Source organism: Prevotella pectinovora, assembly GCF_041323955.1.
GTDB classification, from domain to species: domain Bacteria; phylum Bacteroidota; class Bacteroidia; order Bacteroidales; family Bacteroidaceae; genus Prevotella; species Prevotella pectinovora.
In genome coordinates, this window is sequence record NZ_JBGLIV010000001.1 from 2,973,665 (window position 1) to 2,995,223 (window position 21,559).

A 21,559-nucleotide genomic window follows, 5' to 3' on the forward strand; every position below is an offset into this window, starting at 1 on the left:
AGTGAGTTGGTGTCTTATTAACCTGTTGGCGGAATTAATTTAGTGCATACTTAATTCTGCCAATGGGCTTGTCGTTAATGAAGTTTACGTATTGCAGAATGGTAAGTGCACTAATTTTGCCAATGATTCTGGCAAACAAACCATTCGTTATTTTCGCGTAGTTCCTGATGACCAGAAACTGGTCTGTAAGTTGTGAGAATATTGTCTCAATCCTCTTTCTTGCCTTTGCAAACGGGATGAATGTCGGTTTCCAGTCCTTTTGGTTGAGCCGATACGGACACTCCAGTCTTATGTGTGCGGTTTCGAACAAGTCAAGCTGTACGTCAGCTCCAATATACCCTTTGTCACCATAGATGCTACAGTCGTGATAAGTATGTTTTACATCCTTCATATAATGGAGGTCAGCCACACTTGCCTTTGACAGATCATAGGAATGGATAACTCCACTTAACCCACAGAGAGCGTGTAACTTATAACCAAAATAATACGTATTCTGCGAAGCACAGAAGCCGAAGTCGGGAGCTTGCGAGAAATTTCCGGTACGTCCCATCTTGCAACGTTTTCCTCTTGCAACCCTACAAACCTTTATCGGCTTGGAGTCAACAAAGAATTGTTCCTCTCCGCCATCCATTTCCATGGCAATCCTCTTGCGCAGTTCCTCACACAGGCCTGCCGTTTTCTTCCTGCGGTCATTGAACTGTCTCCTTGATATGAGATTGGGAATGTTGTCCTTGTATTCTTGCAATTTATAGTCGAACAACCACTTCTCACTATCAATGCTCTCGGTCTCTGCCGTCAAGGATAGCGCCACCACTTCCAAATCCGAAAACTTGGGAACAGGACCACGACGTGGAACATTACCCGATTCATTGACGAGATTTTCAGAGAATTGCTTGCATATCTCAAGTATTTTGACGAATTTTGTATAAAGGTTGTACATACGATGGTTTGAACTTAATGTTTTGAGCACCACTAAGTTACTAAAAATCAGCGATATGTACAACTTTTTACTCATATTTATCAACTTAAATTAATTCCGCCAACGGGTCTTATTAAGAATTTGCTGCCTACGATGCCTATCATTCCCACAAGTATCTGGTCGAAGTCTGATGCCTCACTCACATAAAACACGTCGCTGAACTCTTGATTGTTGCCCATCTTGAAAGTGAAGTCAACAGCATAGCACTCATTGCTCTCTCCTTTAATTGTGCTTATATGTTTGCTGTCACCCTTTCTGACAGCAGAATCATCCAGTAAATCCATTACGGATTTGTTGAGGATACAATCGAAAGAGCCGGTGTCAATCAGTATTATGCCAAAATAGACGTTGCCGTCTTTACCCTGAAAAGCTGCTTTTATGAGGGGTGAATTATTCGTTTTCAATGTTTTTAGTTTAGTTTCAAATTTCATTTTTTCCATATCGTAGATTTTTTTGTTTGATATTGAGGGTTTTCCTTTGGATAGAGGGGAAGCCTTGGGGGATATTGTTTTTGATTCTTTGGAACCAGATAGGTTGTGGCATCACGTATCCTTCAGGCAAGTCCTTCGTCAAACTCTTGCTTCTTGATTCGCATTATCAGATAGCTGACGGACTTTGGCGCTTTCTTGCGGGTGTACTTCAATAGATTGTCAAACTCTTCTTCTGTCATATCCGAATTGAATGCCTCTATCAGTTCGCTTTCTCTCGTAGAATCGAGCATGATGGATTTGCGCTTCATCAGCATGCGTAAGGCATGAATGCCACGGTCGTATTTCGGTTTCGCTTCAACCAGTTTCCTCATCAAGTCGAGACCGGGTTCGCCGATGTGCATTTCGTTGAGCATGGCAATATTGTAGAGCACCTTGGCATCAGGGGTCGCCATGTCGAAGACATCTCCCATTAGAACGTTCACTTCGTCAGCTTCGTTGTATCTGCCTGACATTGCCAATGCACGGGATTTCACGTATAGGGCTTCCTGACATAGATGCTTCTGAAGAACTGTATCCGCCAACATCAAAGCCTGTTCGTATTTTCCGGCATAGAGGCTGAGCAATGCCGCCAAGAACGTTGCTGGCCAATGATTGGCTTTTAACAGTTCTGTTGGAACATTCTCTATGCTTCCCATCAGAAAATCATCGCATACTACTGTGTCGAGGAATCTTTTGGCTTGCAGCATCGCCTCCTTGATATCTCCAGCCAGAGCCTTCCTGTTCACCAATAGCAGGTATTGCCTGGCGGCTTCGTCGTAGTCGTTCTGCTTGAGTGCCGCATATACTGCTTTGCCGCTCTCTATCTCGTTGTTTATGAGATGCTCGTCGTTATACCCACTGGCATAAGCAAGAATTTCACGGTTTGTATACGCATACTGCGGTATGACATCTTTGGAGAGGAACAGTCCGTCCAATGTCCTCACTCGGCTCAATGCTACATACAGCTGCCCTGCAGCAAAGAGACCATGGCTAAGGTTCAGCGACATCTTGTCGAATGTCATGCCTTGGCTTTTGTGTATGGTGATAGCCCATGCCAACTTCAGTGGATATTGTGTGAATGTGCCTGTGACATCCTTTTTCAGTTTTTGCGACTTGTGGTCATATTCGAAATCTACAGAATCCCATGAGGTGCAAGGCACGGTGTAGGTGTTGCCGTTGTTGAGACAGACGTGGATCTCGTCTTTCGTGAGTTTCACCACCTTCGCAAGTGTGCCGTTAGCCCATCGCTTAAGCTGGTCGTTGCGGGTGAACATCACTTGTGCGCCAACCTTAAGATGAAGGTTCAGATCTACAGGCAGTCTCTTGTCGTCGAACTTCCCTGAAACGGTTCCCTCGTAGACGAATTCCTCAGCATCAATATCAGAAAGACACTTGTGGTTTATCTCGCTGGCGGTCTTGTTGAGAGACGTCAGTGTGATGACCATTCCATCCTTGGCTTCAGGCTGCACCACGCGGCGGTTGAGATTCATGATGTTCTCAGGTGTTACCTTGTTCATGCGTACATTTTCAAGGATATGCAGAAATTGCTTGTCGTCATCCTGTCTATACACCTTCTGAAATTCAATCTTCACCATGCGCATGTTTTTTATGGCATTGGCTTTATAGAAGAAGAACTCGTTGGTCTGATAGATGTCGTGCATCAATTCCCATTCTGCTCCCTGTCTCACTATTGGAGGCAGCTGAAACATGTCGCCAACGAAGATTATCTGTTTGCCTCCGAAGGGCAATGTGGTGCGCAGAGTCTTGCGCAGCGTGTAGTCGATGGCATCCACTATGTCGCATCTCACCATTGACACCTCATCGATGATGATGGTGTCGGCATGCAGGAGCGTCAGGATGCGGGCCTCATTCAGTTTTCCACAGGTTCCAGGAGGACATACTTCCATCGGAAGACCGAAGAAGGAATGTATGGTGTCGCCGCCAGCCAAGATTGCGGCGACTCCGGTAGGAGCCAATGTTATAAACTGCTTGTCAACCATCTTCTGAACGTTGCGTAGAAAGGTGGTTTTGCCGGTTCCTGCACGTCCTGTGAGAAAAAAACTGCTGTTGGTGTTGGCAATTAGCTCGTAGGCGAGCATCTGCTGCAGGTTTTGGGGGTCTATCTGTATATTCTCCATATTATTTTTGTTCTATTGCTGGTAATATTTGTGTAAGGCGAGTATTGAAATCTGCATCAAGGAAACTCTTGTAGCATTTGCCGATCAGACTTTTTGCCTGTATCTCGATTTCTGCTGCCGGTACTGATGTGCGTTGTGATTTCAGTATGCCTGCGAGGTAATCCTTGACCATCCTTTCTGATTCCGCGCGTATGAACTCTTCGTTTCTGTGCACCTTGTCATAGTCTCGCTTCTGTATCAACTCAAGCTTCTTTCCGTTGAAGGCATATATCTCAATGCTGTCAATGTAGGTCCAGTTGTGGTAGAGTCCCACTTTCTCCACTATGACTATGCGGTCGCAGAAACGAATTCCCCGATAGTATCGGTTCCCGTTCCCACTTTCATATTCGTTACAGATGAACATCTTCTGTCCATTGTCCCATGCCGGAACGCTGGCTCTCTGATTGCCGAAAGTAGGTAGTATGCTGTCAAACAAGTTTTTGCTTATTGCCTTTGCTAATGAAGCCATGTTTTTTCCTTTCTTTTAAGGTTTTGTGAATTAGTTCTCGTTTACTCTCTTTCTGTGAGGGGCAGATCATGCAAGCATTTTACGCTGAGTCTGCTCAATCATCTCTTTTGAGAAAGATAATATCTGATGCTCGCTGATTCGCTGCCCGAGAGCTTTTGCCTGTCCTATGAGGAAGTCTTTTAGCATGAGAATGCTTTGCTCTTTGGCAAAGAACTCAGAGAATACTCTCCAGTTGTATCCTCCCCATGATTTCTGGGCAATGATTCTTGCCTTTTTGCCGTCCCATCCAAACAGTGTTATACCGTTGAGGAAGGTGTGGGTATGTCCTTGGCCGATGTTGTAGTACACTGCAAGACGGTCGGAGATACGGATCGCCTTGTAGTAGGTGTTGCCGGCGGCACTGGTGTAACCACAGGTCAGAAACACGTTCTTCTCTGGATTGTATGTTAGAGAACTTCCCGAAAGGGCTGGTAATGCCTTGGCGGCAATGAGTGCGAGTGTTGTGCTCATAGTCGTTTGTTTTTTTGTTTAGCGGAATAGGCCGCCACCTCTGTTGTGATGAAGAAATAATGTGTAAACAAATCCAACTCTCTCGGAATTACGATGCAAAGTTATAGCATTTTTATCGTCCTACCTAAGTCTTTCAAAAGTGTATTGGTTCCTCAGTATTTGGAACCAATACGATGTCCTATGTTAGACTATGCAGCAAACCTTTTCTTGCGGATAGCTTCCATGCAACGACTTGTGCCAGTAATGGAAATATGTATTGAAGTGAGGTCTTCTGTGCGACCAAATTTCTTGTGGTTTGCCTGAGCCTGACGCTTCTCGACGATTCGCCTTAGTATGCGGTTATGAATGCTCGGTGACTTCGTCTGGCTCTTGATGCTGAGGTTGAGAAGAATGCCGTCAAGAACTTCTATCTCAATCTTCCTTGTGATAGTATCACACACATATTTTGCTGATGCTGAGCGGTATCGTGGAGTGTGCTCCACCTTCTCCCTGCTCTTGTTGACCTTACGGCGTGCATTGGCTTCTGCTTTCTTGTTCTTCATAATCTGCTTTTGGCTTGCTTTCTTGTTCATAGTGTCCTTGCTGTTGTTTGTTGCCTGTTTCATAGTATGCTGATTGTTGTACCCCACAAACGATTTGCAGCGTCAACTCCGAGGTGGTGTCGAAGTTTGACGCTGCAAAGGTAATACGTTTCTCGCTAATAAAATCAAGTGGTCATGAGTATATTGGTTCCTCTCAATTTGGAACCATTCCGCTATTCATTCTTAGGGTATAAGTCAGATAAAGCACGCACTCGTTGTGCCATTTCATCACGTACAGATTCTGGTGAAATAATCTCCAATCCTGCCCCCATCTGAAGTATGCGTCCGTAGAATTCGTTGTTTGGCTCTACATCAACAGAGAACTCTGCATACTCTCCATCGTCATATATGCCAAATGGCTTAACAATGGTATAAGTCTGATGAAGAGGCTTTGTATCCATCAATTTATAAATATATAATGAACGCGCGCGAATGACTACATGCTCTTTCTTGGCATCTATCTTATGGCTTACGCCCACAATGTCCTTGAAGAACTCGTCATAGAAATGCTTTGGTGCTGGCACATATTCTACTTTTGACCTTTCGCGAGGTCTTGACTGAATTCTATCAAGAGCTATATTGTAGCCATATTCTGGTTCTCTTCCCTCTACATGACCGAACAGATGCCATCTGCCATTATATTCCTTCAGGTACTGAGGATGGAACATAAGTGTAACTTCTTCCTCATCAAATGGTTTGTAGTCAATCTCCAACACCATTTTGTTCATGATGGCTTCATACAACGATGGCAGATACTCTATGTTGGTCAGAATACGGTCAATACTTGCGCTTATTACCTGTTCTCCCTTTTGTCGCTTCGCTTTCATATCCAACAAGTCCTGGCAATCCTTGAAGAAATACTCTAACCATGACTTAGGAAAGAAACCGGCAGAATCTTGACAGAACTTCCAATACTGACGAAGATTATTGATAGCCTTTGCATTTCGCATATCTGCAAGAGGATCGTTGTCCTTGCCTATGTAACGGAATCGCCAGTTCTTATTATTGCCGTCTTCCTCGAAGCAGTCGTCAACATTCTTATTGTGGACACCCAGTTTCTCGCGGATGGCTTTCTTTACGATACAAACGGTCTTCTTTAGTTCGCCATAACCATCACAATTGGATAAGTTTGCGGGTAGCTCTTCTATAGAGCATCCTAACCTTTCAGCCATAATATCTGCATTAGTAACCCATCGGCGACTCATCAGCCACCGATAGGTTATTATAGCGAATTCGGCCTTATAGCTCTCGCCATCAAAGAGATTCTTTCTTGCCATTTATCTAGCGAACAATATAGGGCTGTAACGATATCATTTATGTTATCTGATAGTTACGTTTAATGCAATTTTAAATCTAGGGTTGTTAGAATCTGAGCTGACCACAAACTCAACTTCTGCGCCATCATATAAATTATCGATAGAAGATCTTACCTCATAGAAATATTTCCATTCCCCGGAAGATACAACTACACGATTTCTTGCGGCATCATATATTCCAACTTTCAATTGATCCGTTAGTAACTTTCTATCGCTTTCATATTTCTCTGGCGTAACTTTATTGCCATTTTCCCATTTAGCTATGTACTGAAGAATCTCGTCACAGTATTGTTTTCCTAGATTTATTTCTTCTTGGGTGAGTATTCCCGAGTTGTTGTGAGCAAATGGTCGTCTTATCTGAATCAATTTATCAAACTTCCTGGCCCATCCATAGAATGGATTAACCTTTTTGTTTAATCTTTGTGATTCTTCTATGTCTTCTTGTGTTTCTGTAAATACAGTAGAGAACCATAAGTTCCAGTATTTTTTGATAAACTGATAATATATATGGCCAGTTTCTGTAAAATCTATGGGCGAGGAAGTATGGTTATCGATATTAAGATCTTTATTCTCTTCATATCGAGTTTTCATCTTATCCCAATTTGCAAGCCATGTAGGATCATTTTGATTATCATTCTCTATTTCTTGAATCCAATGTTCTCCGTATCTGTTTTTGACAAAGAATAAGATGATTTCTCTAAGTTTGTTTTCAGTCTTTCCCCATAAAGGCCAATAAGGTACATCAAGGAAGTACTTAGTGTAAAATAATTTGGTGAAAAAATCTCCAAATAGCACATAAGACAACCTATCTTTCTCATAATCATTACAGTTTAGATGCAGTAACTTAGCCTTGGATTCGAAAGATATAAGATCAATTATTCCAAAATTTAACAGTCGATCTAATTGCTCCGCCCGAACATCCATAGGAGGACCAACGACCAATTGTATTGTAGCATTTATCAGTTCATCTCGTTTCAATATATCTATTATCTGATTGAATTCTGCATATATCTTCATTTTGAAATCCGAAGAAAACAGATCGTCAATTTGTTCGTTAAACAAATATTGAATACAACATAAATCCAAGAAATAAGGATGTGAGCCAACAATTTTAATAATGTTATTTTTTATGTCTTCGGGAATTGGAACTACAGAATCAAGTCTCGTCCAATAAGAGTTCATATCCTCCTCATTAAACAAGCCTAAGTACAGGTGTACAAAAGTCCCATGGAAATTAGATATAGCACCATCCTTTGATTCAATCTCCTCTATAGATTTTCTTGAAGTTGTTACAAAACTAACTCTAGCCTTGGGATTTATGGATAACTCTCTTAATAACTGGAATGTCGCCAATCCAAATATTTTTTGCGTGTGATCAAACTCATCCAAAATAAAAATAACCCCGAATTCAGCTTTTAAGCATAATTTTCTGAAGAATTTCTTGAAGATGTTGGCATTTTCAACAGGACTTTTATCTGCAGACAACATAGCTCCATACTGGCAAAGTTCATTTGTGTACACAGAGTCTAATTGAGAGCAGCAGGATTCTTCAGAAATAATATCTTCGATTTCTTGACATGTCTCATCTACCAATAGTTTGATATATTCAAATTCACTGGCAACACTTGCTGATTCTATGAATACAGGGATAAGCTTATAATCACCGACTAAACGACTCCTGTCTGTCATTAAACATTCCCAAACAAGGCTGGTTTTCCCGACACGAGGCATTCCAATTACAGAGATATTTCCATGACCTTCGACAACTCGATTCCGAATTTGTCTTAATGCGTTGGTTCGACCAACAAATCTATCGCCAAAAACTATTTTTCCAGTTCCTTTAAAGAGGCTGTTTCTGGTGTCTTCTTTTTTAATATCCATTTTTGAAATAGTTTAACTTGAATTCTATACATTCCTTCATTGATCTCAATAACTTCTCTCATCTCGAGGTTACGCAATATGTCAACGACAACGTTTTCTTCGCCATCAAGAAGTTCTTCTTTATAATAATTGACAATGTCGTGCCTTGTGCAGTATTCGGTCGTTTCTGTAAGTTTTGCAATTCTATACAAAACTGCCAAAATCTTAGTATCTTTAATTTCTCCAAATTCTAGAGAATCGCCACCACTAATCAGGTTGTCAAATTCCGAATCAGACATTGTTTGCACAAGTCTGTCTGCTACTTCTGATACATCCGCTGTAGTTGCTATAATGGCTTTCTTCTCATGCATGTAGTCGACCAAAGAACCACAAAGCATTTGTATATAATACGGATTACAAGCAGTATAATTTAAAATCAGTTCTGCTGCACCTGAAGCATATCTTGAATCTCCGTTCTCATCACGAATAGGTTCTATAATTAGTTTCAGGGCGTCTGTTTCTTTTAGGTAGGTTAAACGTTTTTTCTCTATGATTTGAAATGCATTTTTTGCATATGGCTCATTTTCAAAATACGGAACAACATCTTGGCCTACCAAAACTGCAGAGAATGTGGATTTTGGATCTTGAATAATACTCTTCCATTGTTTCATTATGGAGTCATCTATTCTACCTTGCTTAATGTAACTATAAATATATGTAAACTCATCAATCATAATTACAATGAGTTTATCTTCCCAACCGGCTGTAGCTTTACATGCTTGTTTGAAAGATTTCATATATTTTTTGAAGGTCAGCATTGGATTCGTAGGATTCTCGCTTTCGAACGATGAGATTGATTGTGGAAGTTCAAATATTGGAACTTCACCATCATAATCCTCTAAATCCTCCTGAATTTGATATAGAATCTGATAGTAGAAAGTGACCTCTCGCAAATCTGCAACTAAGTCTCCCATTGAAAATCTTGAGCAGAATGCGCCATTCTCTGTAAGCTTATTTTGCAACCAATAGAGTACAGAAGATTTTCCACTACGTTTCTGACCATAGAATATAAGTTGCTTTGAAGGCGAAGATAACATCACATTTACATAATTTTCTATGTCTGTATCTCGGCCAAAGAACATCCTTGGGTTAGTGACAGCATCACCAGCATTATAAGGATTCACAAAATCTTTATATTCATTTTCAGAGTAAAAGCGAAGAGCCAAATCGTTGGTTATTGTTTCGTCAATATTGTTTGAATTCTCATATGTACATGAAACGGTAATAGTCGCAGTCTTCTCTTTGACAGCCTGCTCACTAACTTTTACCTTCATGTGGAAAATGACGGGTTTGTCTCCACCTCTAACAATATCTGTATGAGTGTTTTCTTCGTTGTTAATGTAACTGACATCGTCAGAGTTGACTATCGACATGGAGATTCTACTGATAGGGGAAGAATCTTTATCATTTGATAAAGCAACCTGGAATGAAACGACATTGTTTCTATCTATTAATACAGAATCTCCTTGTAAATCAACAGTAACCTTTGGCTTACTTGTTATTACAATATTTTGCCATGCCTCCTCCAATAGATCATAGTAACGATTGATAAGAGGTAAAAGAGACTCGTAGGAAACTTTAGTTGGGTATCTTGATATTGCATCTTTTAATATCAATATCATTCTTTTTGCATCTCCGTAGTTGTCTTGTTTGCTAATATATCCTTGGGCAGAAATAAAAGCATCAATTTTTGGTATTAATTGCTTGAAGACCTCATTAATTCTTTCCTTATCTTTGTCAAAAATAGTTATATTTTCTGACTCATTTTTAAGTGAAACCGTACTGCTATTAATCTTTGACAATGTTGCATACGAAATTCTTGATAAATACGAATTGTTCAGACTTTTTTGAGCGGCATAATATTCATCTCTTAATTCACGCCAAACTTGACCAAATGACTCTAAAGAAATTGACTCGGTAACCCCAGTTCTTGACAATTCAACAAAACGGTCAATTGCAATTCTTCTCAATTGTGGTTCATTGTAGATTTCTTCTACAATTTTATTACATATATCCTCATTATATATTGAAGGCTGAAGAAGGATCTCGTCCCAATGATAGTCATTCTTGTCATTCACATGAAGTATCAACTCTTTAAGATCTTCCTTGAGGCGTTCGTTTATATTTTGTTCGGGCAGTTTTCCAAAAATATCGTCTCTTCTATGAGGAATATATGTTTCAATGTATTGAACGAATTGACGTCTTACCGCTGACCATGACGCAGCCAATGAAAACGATTCGTTGAAATAGAATCGGACTACATCCCATTGTATATTATTAGGATCCTGAAGCATAGTTACTCGCGCCATGTCATTACAATATAGCGCAAAATCTCTTTTGTCAAATGCTCCATCGTTAAGGCGCATTGATATTTTTATCTTAGTAAGCAAATATTGAGAACGTCGTAGTGAGTCAGAATTAATACCAGGGTCATTCTCGATATGATTGACAATTTTCTTATATGTAGATTCGCTATACAATCTTGTTTCGTCACCCAGAATATAATTTTCAACACCGAAGAAATCTTTATATTGATTAATTTTGTCTTGCAAATATGGACTTATAGGGTTATCAGATGCTTCAAATATATCAGCCAGAAGGGTTTTTACATCAACATTTGAAATAATCTGCTCGTGAATTTTTTTCGCATTGACGTTTTGTGAATCAATTTTAAGAACTTGCTCTAGAACGCTAAGCGCATCTTCCTTTCTACCCAAAGCCAATAAAGCAATTGCTTTCTTGTTCAGGAATAGCACTTTTTGAGAAGGCACTTTAACACGAATTATCTTATCAATTACTCCTAGGAACTTTTCATATTCTTGCAATACATAATATGAACTTTCCAAGGAATTATAACTTGATTGATCTTTTGGCAGTAAATAAGCATAATCAGAAAGGAACTTTTTGCCAGCTTCTCTGTACATTTCTGCTTGCTTAATTCGCTCTGGATGTCCTTGAATATACTTTTTTCCGCATAAGGAGCAATAGAGTGAACTGATATCCTTCACCAAAGTAATTGATTTCTGGCATTTAAATGCTTCCAAATAGTGAGACAAAGCTTCTTCATGCTTTTTTTCATTAATTAAGTCTTTGGCTTTTTTATATTCAACATTAGCTTTCTCTGCCTTTTCTTTATTGGCTTTGCTTGATTCGTTATGTTCTTTTACCTTGTCCTCTCCCGAGGTTGCGATTTCTTCTATATCTTTGAGGTTTAAAGGCTCCGTAACAGAATGTTTTGTCCTTTTAGTGATGTTTGTTTTAATTTGTGACTGTAGATAAATCGCATCTTCATTAGTAGGATAACAACTAATAATAACCTCCAGCAAATCGTATGCGCTCTGCTTAGTTTTTACATCATCCACGAGTTGATCGGCAAGTGCGAGTATCTGACAAATAGGTCTTGGTAGACATATGCCAATTGCTTTGGGACCTTTTGGACCATTAATTTTAATATACGAAACATGCACTCCCACCAAGTCTTCCATATCATATAATTGATCATCACAGATATCATCTGTTGAGAACCAAATTTTAGATTCAAGATTTTGATCCCAAATCCATCCATAATCCTTCAAGTCGTCTGTAACGAAACCTGAAGCATAAACACATACATTGTTGTCTTCTTCGGATGCAAACGATTTTGCGGAGCGTTCAATAGCTTTATCGCATTCTATTGTTGGCTGATCTTGAAGAGCCAATGTCCATGGATTGTTTTTGTGAACCGCTTTACGCACACCACCTTTTGGGTCTATAGCTTTTATATCTACATACCCTTTCACGAATGTTGGTTGATTCTCTTTTTGTATAATTGAAGATTTCTTCTCGTCTACATGTACAGCATCTCTTATTCCATGTTTTGGATCAGCTTTGTCTAAGTCAACAAAACCTTTGATAAAGGAAGGCTGAGTGTTCTGAGATTCGTCTTTTTTTTCTGGGCCTTTCACTTCTGGTGACTGCAGTGTTTCGTCAGAAGAACTATTTTGATTTGATGCAGATACAACACTAGGGGAAGAAATACCTATTGGTGGTATGCCCTCTTCAAAATCTTTAATATTTTCTTCAGAAATAGAAATCGGCTTTCGGCCTTCTTCAAATGGCCGAATCTTTATTCTATCCTCTTTGAAATCCATAATATAGCCTTCCTTAATGCCAAGGCTACATACAATACGAATAGGATCGCCGATACAATAATCCTCTCTTATTGACTCAATGTTGTTCATATTATCGATTGTTTGGGATATAATCAACTAAAAGTTCTCTAATGTTAATTTTTAATAAATCCGAAATCTTTGCCAGCGTCTGCAAATCGGGTTGTGTGGTGTTGGTGCACCACTTGGAAACCGTTACGGGATCCTTCCCTAATTGGCCAGCAAGCCAGACACCAGTTTTACCAGCATCAGCCAATGCTCCTTTAATTCTATTCAGATTTTCCATGCAAATTTCTTAATGTTTGATGTAAAGATACTGAATTATCTCGGATTAAATGGGGATTATTTGTGAATATTTTATGAAATAAGTAGTTTTTTGTGTTTTGTTAAGGAAAACAGCCCCCTTGGTAACTATTCAGCGATAGCATTGCACCTTAATCCACGATTGAAATATACTGCAAGAAGACCTATAAAAAGGCAAAACAAAGTGTCTCTATTTCTTGCGTATGTGGGATATTTTTCGTATCTTTACACCTGTGAAAGAGAAAGTTACGGACATATCAAAAGTGCTGCAAGACATGACGGCAGAGATGCGGTTGATGCGTGAAACATCAATCAGCAATATGCTGAGATTGCCAAACTGAACCGTAACATAGAAGCTCTGAATCGTCAACTGCGCAAGAAGAACGAAGAAAATGCAAGACTTAAAGAGTGTCTGTCCAAATACGAGAAGCCCAAGAAGAATTCCGGCAACAGCAGCACTCCGCCAAGCAAGGAGACTATGAAAGACGAGATAGTCAGAAGGACAAAAAGTCTCCGCAAACCAAGTGGAAAGAAGCCAGGTGGACAGGAAGGTCATGACGGGCACAAACTATCCTGCTCTCCTTCGCCAGACGAGACAATTGATGACACGCCTAACTATTGCACTAATTGCGGTGGCACGCTCGCAGACGCAGAGCGTGTGCTTGACTATGTAACGCAGGTAATCTCAATTCCAGAACTGAAGCCGGTAATCAAGGAGATACGTCACTATGTGATGATATGCAAGAATTGTGGCGGACGTATTCGTACCGCACCAAGACGCAAGTCTAACGATGTGGTCTACGATGCAAGCGTAAAGTCACTTGTCGTGTATCTCAGTGTCGTGCAATTTCTTCCATACGGCCGTATAGCAAGTTTTTTGCGTGAGGTGTTCGGGCTTGCTCCGAGTGAAGGTTCGCTTGTGAACTGGGTGAAGGAAGCGAAAAGAAACGCACAGCCTGCCATTGAAAAGATTAAGGAGTATATCATGTCGTCAAGTGTTGTCGGTTTCGACGAGAGCGGATGCTATTGCAACAAACGTCTTGACTGGGCATGGATAGCGCAGACAGTTTACTACACCTTACTCTTCCGTGCTGACGGCAGAAGCTCAGAAGTATTGACGGACAAGTTCGGCGACAGCCTGGAACGAATGACAGCCGTAACAGACCGCCATAGTACATACTTTGCACTTCAATTCCTCAACCATCAAGTTTGCATGGCACACCTGCTGCGAGAGTTGCAGTATTTGTCAGAATTGAACGACAAGCAGGATTGGTCCGACAAGATAGCAAGCTTGTTCCGTGAAGCCATACATGAGAGAAACTCGAACCCATCTGCGATAATACCCAAGGCATTGTGGATGGAACGCTTAGACAACCTTCTCAAACTGAATATCTGCAATTTTGGCAAGAAGTTTGAAACACTCAAGAAAGGATTGATAAAATGTCGTGACTACATATTCAATTTCCTTGAAGACCCAATGATACCATCTGACAATAATGGAAGTGAGCGTGGAATACGTAAGTTGAAAATCAAGTTGAAGAACTCCTGCACATTCCGTTCTGATTTTGGGGCAGATGCATTTCTTGAATTACATTCAATCGTTGAAACAGCTAAGAAACGCAACAAGACTCCGTTCAATGCAATTCAAGCCTTATTTGAGGCTTGATACCCCGCCATGCCCTTTCGCTGAATAGTTGCTTTCTCAAATTGCAAAAAACTTGAGACCGTTACTTTTAAAGGCATTTTGCCATATGCTGGTTCTGGTATATTTGACGAATGTTTAAACCTAAAGGAAATACATATTCCTAGAGGTAGCTTGGAGCATTATATAAAAATCATGCCATTTTATAAGGATAAGTTCGTGGAAGAGTGATGATAATGGCAGTTATGTAAAAAGAACTTGTTTGTTCTTATTATTCATATTATTGCTGTCTGCTAATACTTTTTTTGAGCATAAAGTAGGAGGATTCCTCACTTGGAAGTCCTTTAAGTTACTTTTGTTGTCTTGGACAATCCCCATAGTCTGGCATAGGAAAGTGTCTTTATACAAATTTTGCAGGTCGTTTTTTGCTGTCAGTAGCAGACAAGTGATAATGATTCCTATGAGTATATTGGTTCAGTACTCCTCAGTTCTTCTGTTTGCAGAATAAGCCTGTTTAAACAGGCTTATTCTGTAAACGGGTGTTTAGATGTTGATAATCAGGTGGTTGGAGGTGTAATTTAATTCTGAGAGGCACGGATTTGGGACTCTTTGCTTCTTATTATGCATTGGAAAAGGGCTGAAAAGGGCTGATTTTGCAAAATAAGCTTGTTTTTATAAGCTTATTTCCACAAAATTTGCAGATTAAGAGAAAATAAGCTATATTTGTAGCCTAAAATGCGATTGTTATGGAGTATACGGCAATTTTGGAGAAGCAGATATTGGGGAGATTGAAAGTTGACAATCCCTGGTGGACAGAAGGAAAGGTTCCATCTTTTTATGGAAAGATGAGTCCCAGACTATATCTTGATATCTTTTATCCCTTGGTGAAGGATGTCGACATTCAACGTGCTATTATATTGATGGGACCTCGGCGAGTAGGCAAGACCGTGATGATCTATCATTCGATAAAAAAGCTGATAGACGAAGGGGTCTCACCGCAGAATATCATTTATGTGTCGGTGGAAACTCCGATATATAACAATATTCTTTTGGAGCAATTGTTTAATCTGGCATGTCAGATTCTTGGCAAGGAGAAGGGCAAGGAGCAGTTTTTTGTCTTTTTTGACGAGATACAATATTTGAAAGACTGGGAGATAAATCTTAAGTCTTTGGTGGATACATACCACAATGTGAAATTTGTGGCATCTGGTTCTGCAGCTGCAGCACTCAAGAAGAGCAGCAATGAGAGCGGAGCCGGGAGGTTTACTGATTTCAATCTGCCGCCATTGCTTTTCTTTGAGTATATCCATCTGCGCGGCTATGATATTATCATGCGTGAATCCAAAGTGGAGTGGGGCGGCATAGAGAGTTCTGTATATGATTCCATTGACATAGGCCAATTGAATGAGCTTTTTCTGGATTATATCAATTTCGGAGGTTATCCAGAGGTGGCTTTCTCTGCTCGTATTCAGAAAGATCCCAGCCAGTTTGTGCGTCATGACATTGTTGACAAGGTCTTGTTGCGCGATTTGCCGAGTCTTTACGGTATTTCCGATGTGCAGGAACTTAATTCCTTGTTTACTATGATAGCTTATCATAGTGGGATGGAGTTCTCGTATGATGGAATGTCGAAAGAATCAGGGATTAAGAAGGAAACCATTCGTAGGTATATACAATATCTGGAGGCTGCTTTCTTGATAAAAGTGGTGAATAAGACCGATGATACGGCAAGGAGGTTTCAGCGCCAGACCACGTTCAAGATTTATCTGACGAACCCCTCTTTGAGGTGTGCTTTATTTGAGCCGGTGAAGATGACAGATGGAAATATCGGTGACATGATAGAGACGGCTGTTTATTCACAGTGGATACCGCGCGATGAGCGTATCGCATATGCAAACTGGAAAATAGGCCGCACTCAGGGAGAGGTGGATCTGGTAGGTATTAATGATGCCTTGCAGAAGCCAAGTTGGGCGGTGGAAGTGAAATGGACTGACCGTTTCTTCGACAGACCCTCAGAATTGTCTTCGTTGAAGTATTTCATGGAAAAGAATCATTTGTCTCAGGCCTTGGTCACAACTATAGGGCAGAGAGGCAGGAAGGATATGGATTTCGGCACACTGCATTTTATTCCGTCAGCCTGCTATGCCTATACTGTTGGCGAAAACACTTTGCGACAGGCGAAGAGAAGCTTTGGCTTGTGATATCCGTTAATGAGATTGGCGTGTTGCTTATCTGAAAATCCCCCAAAATCCAGTCAAGCTCTGATGAACGATTCTGGGTAAACGGTATAAACAAGGATTATATTCTAAAGAGTTAAAATCCGAGCAGGCTCTGATGGCAGATTCGGGGAAAAGCAGGACAAACAGAGATAAAAACAATAAAATCAAGATAAAAATATGACAAAGAAAAGCCTTCTTATCAAAGACACTACGGTGGATGAACGAATGGCAATCGTGAAGGAGTCGCTTAACTTCTGCGACGGTGATTGCGATGGAGTGGATATGGATGACATGTATGACGACTATATCTTCGGTCGTCGTGAACTTGCCGATATCAATCTGGAATTCAGTCGGAAACATGCCGGTGAGGTGGTGCCAAGCCGTCCTTCGGCACCTCGCGGCTGCATGGGACGGTAACCATTTGCATTGGCATGAAAAAACGGATTGTCTGGAGCGTTGTTGGCTTCGGACAATCCGTTTTTTTGTTTCAATTAAGGCTTTGGGGCTGAACTTCAAATGGTCATCAAAATTTGTTTTGCTAAACTCCACCTCGCCCATCAACCCGATTCTGACTGAATCACTTTATAGTCGTTTCATACACCGTTTCGGGGTCAGCCTTGCCGAAGTCCATGTCACGGTAGGCTTTGGGGAGGTCAGACATGTCGAGGGTTATCTCCTTGTTTACGGGGCGGTCGGGGTCGAGCAGGGAGTGGGAGAAGAGCCAGTCGTAGGTCTTGCGCATATAGAAGAAGCGTGCCGGAGCACCGTGGTTGGCGCCCTGCAGCCAGGTGTAGCGCAGACGGGAGTCGTTGCCGGACTTCTCGAGGTCGTTGACCACCGATTTAGACTGGCTTATGGATACCGCCCTGTCGGCAGTGCCGTGGATTATCCAGAGGGGCAGCTTGCCGAGCGGCGTGCGGTCTTTCTTCGAACAGCCGCCACACATGGCGAGAGCCGCCGCCACTTTGTCGGGATATGTGCAGGCGAAGTCGAGAGTGCCATATCCGCCGAGACTCATTCCGATGACATACACACGGGTGGAGTCGCAGGCATAGTTCTGTTTCGTCCATTCCAGCACGTCGTTTATCTTCTTCGGATTCCACGCTCCGCCGGGGTTTTGCGGCACCACCACCAAAGCGTCTACCTGCCTGCCCTTCACTATGGCGTCGAGCGGTCCGTAGCGTCTAACCCTGTTCAGGTCTCTTCCGCAGAGGCTCTGTCCGTGCAGGAATATTATCACCGGAGTCTCGTTGAGAGTGTAGTAATATTCCGTTGGGGTGTAAACCCAGAAGTTGTAGCCACCGGGTATGGCGTCTTTCACGGGGCGTATGAAGTCGTATTGTGCTTTAGTCTGTAATGATGCCGACATGATGAGCGTCAGCATGAAAATGATTCTCCTTATTATATTTGGCATGTCTTTATGTTTTGTTCTAAGAGAAAACGCAGATGAGTAGTGGTTTATTGTGTCGGGAGGGGTGTAATGTGGTGTTGTTATTGGAATTTTGGGTAGGAAACGCAAGATGCAAGTAGAAAATAATGACCGGTTTATGTTAAAAACAAAAGAATTTTTATTAATAATGGTTACAAACACCTTGTCTGTCCGTTTCTCAACTATAAGGAAGAATACAATTATTTTAAAATCTATTTTTATGAAGACAAGAAAGATGTATAATTCAAGTGCCAACTTGAAAAAGATGTCCATCACGCTTGCTCTGTCCTCTGCAATGCTTTGTCCTGTGGCAGCCAATGCCGCAGGCAACGGAAACGTTGCCCCTTCTCCACAAGCTGTTCAGCAAAGTGGGGTAGTGAAAGGTAATATTGTTGACGAGACAGGACTGCCAATGATTGGTGTTACCGTTATCCCTATGGGACAGACAAAGAACGGTACTGTTACAGACCTCGACGGTAATTTCACCTTGAACAACGTTTCGGGAAAGGTGACTCTTGAAATTTCATACGTTGGATACAAGACCCAGAAGGTGCAGGCCACCGTCGGCACCCCATTGTCGCTCAAGATGGTTCCCGAGTCAAACCAGCTCGACGACGTTGTCGTTATCGGTTTCGGTACCGTTAAGAAACGCGACCTCACCGGTTCGGTAGCCTCAGTGAAGTCAGACGTCATCCTTCAGACCCCTACCACCAGTGTTGCTTCAGCCATGCAGGGCCGTATCTCAGGCCTCGACATCAACGGCAGCGAACTCCGCATCCGTGGTAACCGTTCAATCAGCGGTGGCAACTCTCCGCTTGTGATCATCGACGGTGTGCAGGGCGGCAGCATGAGCGACCTCAACCCTAACGACATTGAGTCTATCGACGTGTTGAAAGACGCCTCCTCAACAGCCATCTACGGTTCGCAGGGAGCCAACGGTGTAATCATCATCACCACCAAGAAGCCGGAAGCCGGCAAGATGTCAGTGTCTTACGACGGTTACGTCACGGCAGCCTTCCGTCCCGACCGCGCCGACTACCGTTCGCCAAGCGACTACTACAACACCCGTCGTCTGGCAGCGCAGAACGCCGGACTCTGGAGCAGCGAGGCCGACGACCAGTCGCTCTTCTCAAGCAACGAGGCATACGCAGCCTATAAGGCAGGCGCATGGACAAACTATGAAGACCTCATGCAGAAGAAGACCACATGGAGCACCAAGCACACCGTGACCCTCTCTGGAGGAACAGAGAAGACGGCAGCCCGTTTCTCTGTGGGCTATGCCAACGACGGCGACAAGTGGAAGAAGAGCGGCGGCACCGACCGTTACACCCTGCGTGCCAACATCGACCACAACTTCCACAAGTGGATCAGTGCAGGAGTGACATTCCAGCTTGCCCATACCCGTTCAGAGTATTCACCATATATGAAGGCAAAGAACACCGGTCTTGAGCTGGGTTCACCTTATGGCGTATACAACAATGAAACCGGCGAGTACAGCATCGGCAACGATCTCGTGACATATCCGCTGGCAGCCGACGACTATGTTAACCCGCTGATCGACCGCATTGACGGCGACAGATACAAGAAAGAGACCTACGCTACAAACGTAGTGGCAAACGGATACTTGGATATCCACCCGATTGAGGGTCTCTCATTGCGCTCGACACTCAACACCCACATCACCAACTCCTCTTCAGGCGACTTCATTGCCGAGAACCACTCTACGCTTATCGAGAGCGGCAAGACAAGAAGCCAGTCTAACATGTCGAAGGGTTCTTCTACATACGTGGAGTGGAACAACGTGTTGACATACAACTTCAAGAAGCTCCTTCCGGAAGACCATCACCTCTCACTGACATTCCTCACCACATGGGGAAAGAAGGTAGCCGACAATCTGAGCGCTACATCTAATGGCCAGACACTGGCAAGCAACCTGTGGTGGAACATGGGCAGCAACGACGGCGGTGAGGGCGCCCTCTCACACTCAAGCTATTATCAGCAGGCACAGAACTTCTCTTATGCCGGCCGTGTGATGTACGACTGGAAAGGCCGTTACCTCTTCCAGGCATCCCTCCGTCGTGACGGTTCTTCAAAACTCGCTCCGGGTCATCAGTGGGAATGGTTCCCATCAGCAGCCTTTGCATGGCGTATCTCCGACGAGCCTTGGATGAAGCAGACCAAGTCATGGCTCGACGACCTGAAGCTCCGTGCCACATACGGTGTGTCAGGTAGCCAGAGTGTAAACGCATACGCTACATGGAGCGGTGTTACCTTCGCCGACTGGAGCTTCGGATTCCAGGATACACAGGCTAACCGCTACTTGCTCGGTGTCGTTGACAACGGTTACTACAAGATTGCCAACAAGACCACGAAGTGGGAGCGTTCAGCATCCTTCGACCTCGGTTTCGACGCAGTGCTCCTCAACAGCCGCTTGAACATCACCTTCGACTGGTATTCACAGAAGACCACCGACCTCCTTCTGCAGCGCTCACTGCCTACATCAGCAGGACAGGACGGTAAGTATGCCACTATGGTGAACATCGGTTCAGTGAAGAACCACGGTGTGGAATTCTCTATCAACAGCCGCAACATCGTGACAAAGGACTTCACATGGGGTTCTACACTCACATTCTCAGCCAACCGCGAGAAGATCGACGAGCTCTACGACAATCTGAAAGAACTGCAGACAGGTACAGAGAAGGAGACACAGACCTATATGGTAGGTCATCCTATCCACTCATACAAGACATTCAAGTATCTCGGCATCTGGACCACCGACGAGGTGAACGCCTGGACCGACGAGACAGCATACTACAAAGACGCAGCCAAGACACAGCGCTTCCAGGCTGGTGACATCAAGGTTGCCGACCTCGACGGCGACCACGTGATCGACCAGAACAAGGATATCGCTTATGTAGGTTCCACATCACCGGACTGGTTTGCTGGATTCAACAACGACTTCCGCTACAAGAACTGGGACCTCTCAATCTATTTCTATGCTCGCTGGGGACAGTGGGGCGAGAGCAAGGTGGCAAACTTCGACCCTTCTACCGGTGGCATCTACTCTAACTTCGACTACTGGGTGGCAGGCACAAACGAGGGCGGCTCTCTGCCGGCACTCTACAAGGGCCGCAAACTCTTCGACTACGTTGGCTACCAGAGCCTCTCTTACTGCGACAACTCATTCATCAAGCTGAAGAGAATCTCGCTCGGCTACACATTGCCACGCACAGCATTGAAGGCAATGGGCGTAAACAACGTGCGCATCTATGCCACAATCAACGATCCTCTCTACTTCGTGAAGAATGACTGGCAGAAGCACTTCGATCCAGAGGGCAACCAGCGCAGCGTAACCGTTGGTCTTAACGTAAACTTCTAATCACCGTCAATAAAGGA

15 protein-coding genes and 1 pseudogene are annotated in these 21,559 nt (G+C 42.8%); 5 read left to right on the plus strand and 11 right to left on the minus strand.

Annotated elements, in window-relative coordinates:
* Positions 1–34: 34 nt before the first annotated feature.
* The 10 genes from ACDC99_RS11735 to ACDC99_RS11780 form a co-directional block, all read right to left on the minus strand.
* Positions 35–1,015 carry an IS982 family transposase gene (locus tag ACDC99_RS11735; protein WP_370755793.1) on the minus strand — a complete coding sequence of 327 codons (981 nt, stop codon included), beginning with the start codon at positions 1,013–1,015 and terminating at the stop codon, positions 35–37.
* Between the two features lie 5 nt (positions 1,016–1,020).
* Positions 1,021–1,419, minus strand: a complete 399-nt coding sequence (locus ACDC99_RS11740; RefSeq protein ID WP_370756789.1) for a pepsin/retropepsin-like aspartic protease family protein — start codon at positions 1,417–1,419, stop codon at positions 1,021–1,023.
* 113 nt (positions 1,420–1,532) lie between these two features.
* Entirely contained in the window at positions 1,533–3,587 is a 2,055-nt protein-coding gene (locus ACDC99_RS11745) for an AAA family ATPase (protein WP_370756791.1), read from the minus strand.
* 1 nt (position 3,588) lies between these two features.
* Complete coding sequence (locus ACDC99_RS11750) at positions 3,589–4,095, minus strand: hypothetical protein (protein WP_370756792.1); 507 nt, start codon at positions 4,093–4,095, stop codon at positions 3,589–3,591.
* A 66-nt stretch (positions 4,096–4,161) separates the two neighbouring features.
* Entirely contained in the window at positions 4,162–4,605 is a 444-nt protein-coding gene (locus ACDC99_RS11755) for a hypothetical protein (protein WP_370756794.1), read from the minus strand.
* Positions 4,606–4,793: 188 nt separating this feature from the next.
* The gene (locus ACDC99_RS11760; RefSeq protein WP_370756795.1) at positions 4,794–5,210 is read right to left on the minus strand and encodes a hypothetical protein; all 417 of its coding nucleotides are present in this window, start codon (positions 5,208–5,210) and stop codon (positions 4,794–4,796) included.
* A gap of 149 nt (positions 5,211–5,359) precedes the next feature.
* A complete protein-coding gene (locus ACDC99_RS11765) occupies positions 5,360–6,463 on the minus strand; it encodes a helix-turn-helix transcriptional regulator (protein ID WP_370756796.1) in 1,104 nt (367 codons plus the stop codon).
* Between the two features lie 42 nt (positions 6,464–6,505).
* Positions 6,506–8,383, minus strand: coding sequence for an ATP-binding protein (locus ACDC99_RS11770; protein ID WP_370756798.1), 1,878 nt, complete (start codon positions 8,381–8,383; stop codon positions 6,506–6,508).
* The gene (locus tag ACDC99_RS11775) at positions 8,326–12,642 is read right to left on the minus strand and encodes a hypothetical protein (RefSeq protein ID WP_370756799.1); all 4,317 of its coding nucleotides are present in this window, start codon (positions 12,640–12,642) and stop codon (positions 8,326–8,328) included. Before ACDC99_RS11775 ends, ACDC99_RS11770 begins: the two co-directional genes overlap by 58 nt.
* A gap of 1 nt (position 12,643) precedes the next feature.
* Complete coding sequence (locus ACDC99_RS11780) at positions 12,644–12,856, minus strand: helix-turn-helix transcriptional regulator (protein WP_370756800.1); 213 nt, start codon at positions 12,854–12,856, stop codon at positions 12,644–12,646.
* A gap of 304 nt (positions 12,857–13,160) precedes the next feature.
* Between ACDC99_RS11780 and tnpC the strand changes: the two are divergent.
* The 4 genes and pseudogenes from tnpC (at position 13,161) to ACDC99_RS11800 (ending at position 17,151) form a co-directional block, all read left to right on the plus strand.
* Positions 13,161–14,539: pseudogene (gene tnpC, locus ACDC99_RS11785) on the plus strand (IS66 family transposase).
* 24 nt (positions 14,540–14,563) lie between these two features.
* On the plus strand, positions 14,564–14,746 hold the full coding sequence (locus ACDC99_RS11790) for a leucine-rich repeat protein (RefSeq protein WP_368075275.1): 183 nt from the start codon (positions 14,564–14,566) through the stop codon (positions 14,744–14,746).
* A 689-nt stretch (positions 14,747–15,435) separates the two neighbouring features.
* Positions 15,436–16,716, plus strand: a complete 1,281-nt coding sequence (locus ACDC99_RS11795) for an ATP-binding protein (RefSeq protein ID WP_370756801.1) — start codon at positions 15,436–15,438, stop codon at positions 16,714–16,716.
* Positions 16,717–16,911: 195 nt separating this feature from the next.
* Positions 16,912–17,151 carry a hypothetical protein gene (locus ACDC99_RS11800; protein ID WP_288762916.1) on the plus strand — a complete coding sequence of 80 codons (240 nt, stop codon included), beginning with the start codon at positions 16,912–16,914 and terminating at the stop codon, positions 17,149–17,151.
* Between the two features lie 160 nt (positions 17,152–17,311).
* Here ACDC99_RS11800 and ACDC99_RS11805 read toward each other — a convergent pair whose 3' ends face one another.
* A complete protein-coding gene (locus ACDC99_RS11805) occupies positions 17,312–18,148 on the minus strand; it encodes a carboxylesterase family protein (protein ID WP_288768338.1) in 837 nt (278 codons plus the stop codon).
* Between the two features lie 235 nt (positions 18,149–18,383).
* Here ACDC99_RS11805 and ACDC99_RS11810 point away from each other — a divergent pair, with 235 nt between their 5' ends.
* Positions 18,384–21,542 (plus strand): SusC/RagA family TonB-linked outer membrane protein, encoded by a 3,159-nt coding sequence (locus ACDC99_RS11810; protein WP_370756802.1) that lies wholly within the window; start codon positions 18,384–18,386, stop codon positions 21,540–21,542.
* Positions 21,543–21,559: the final 17 nt, after the last annotated feature.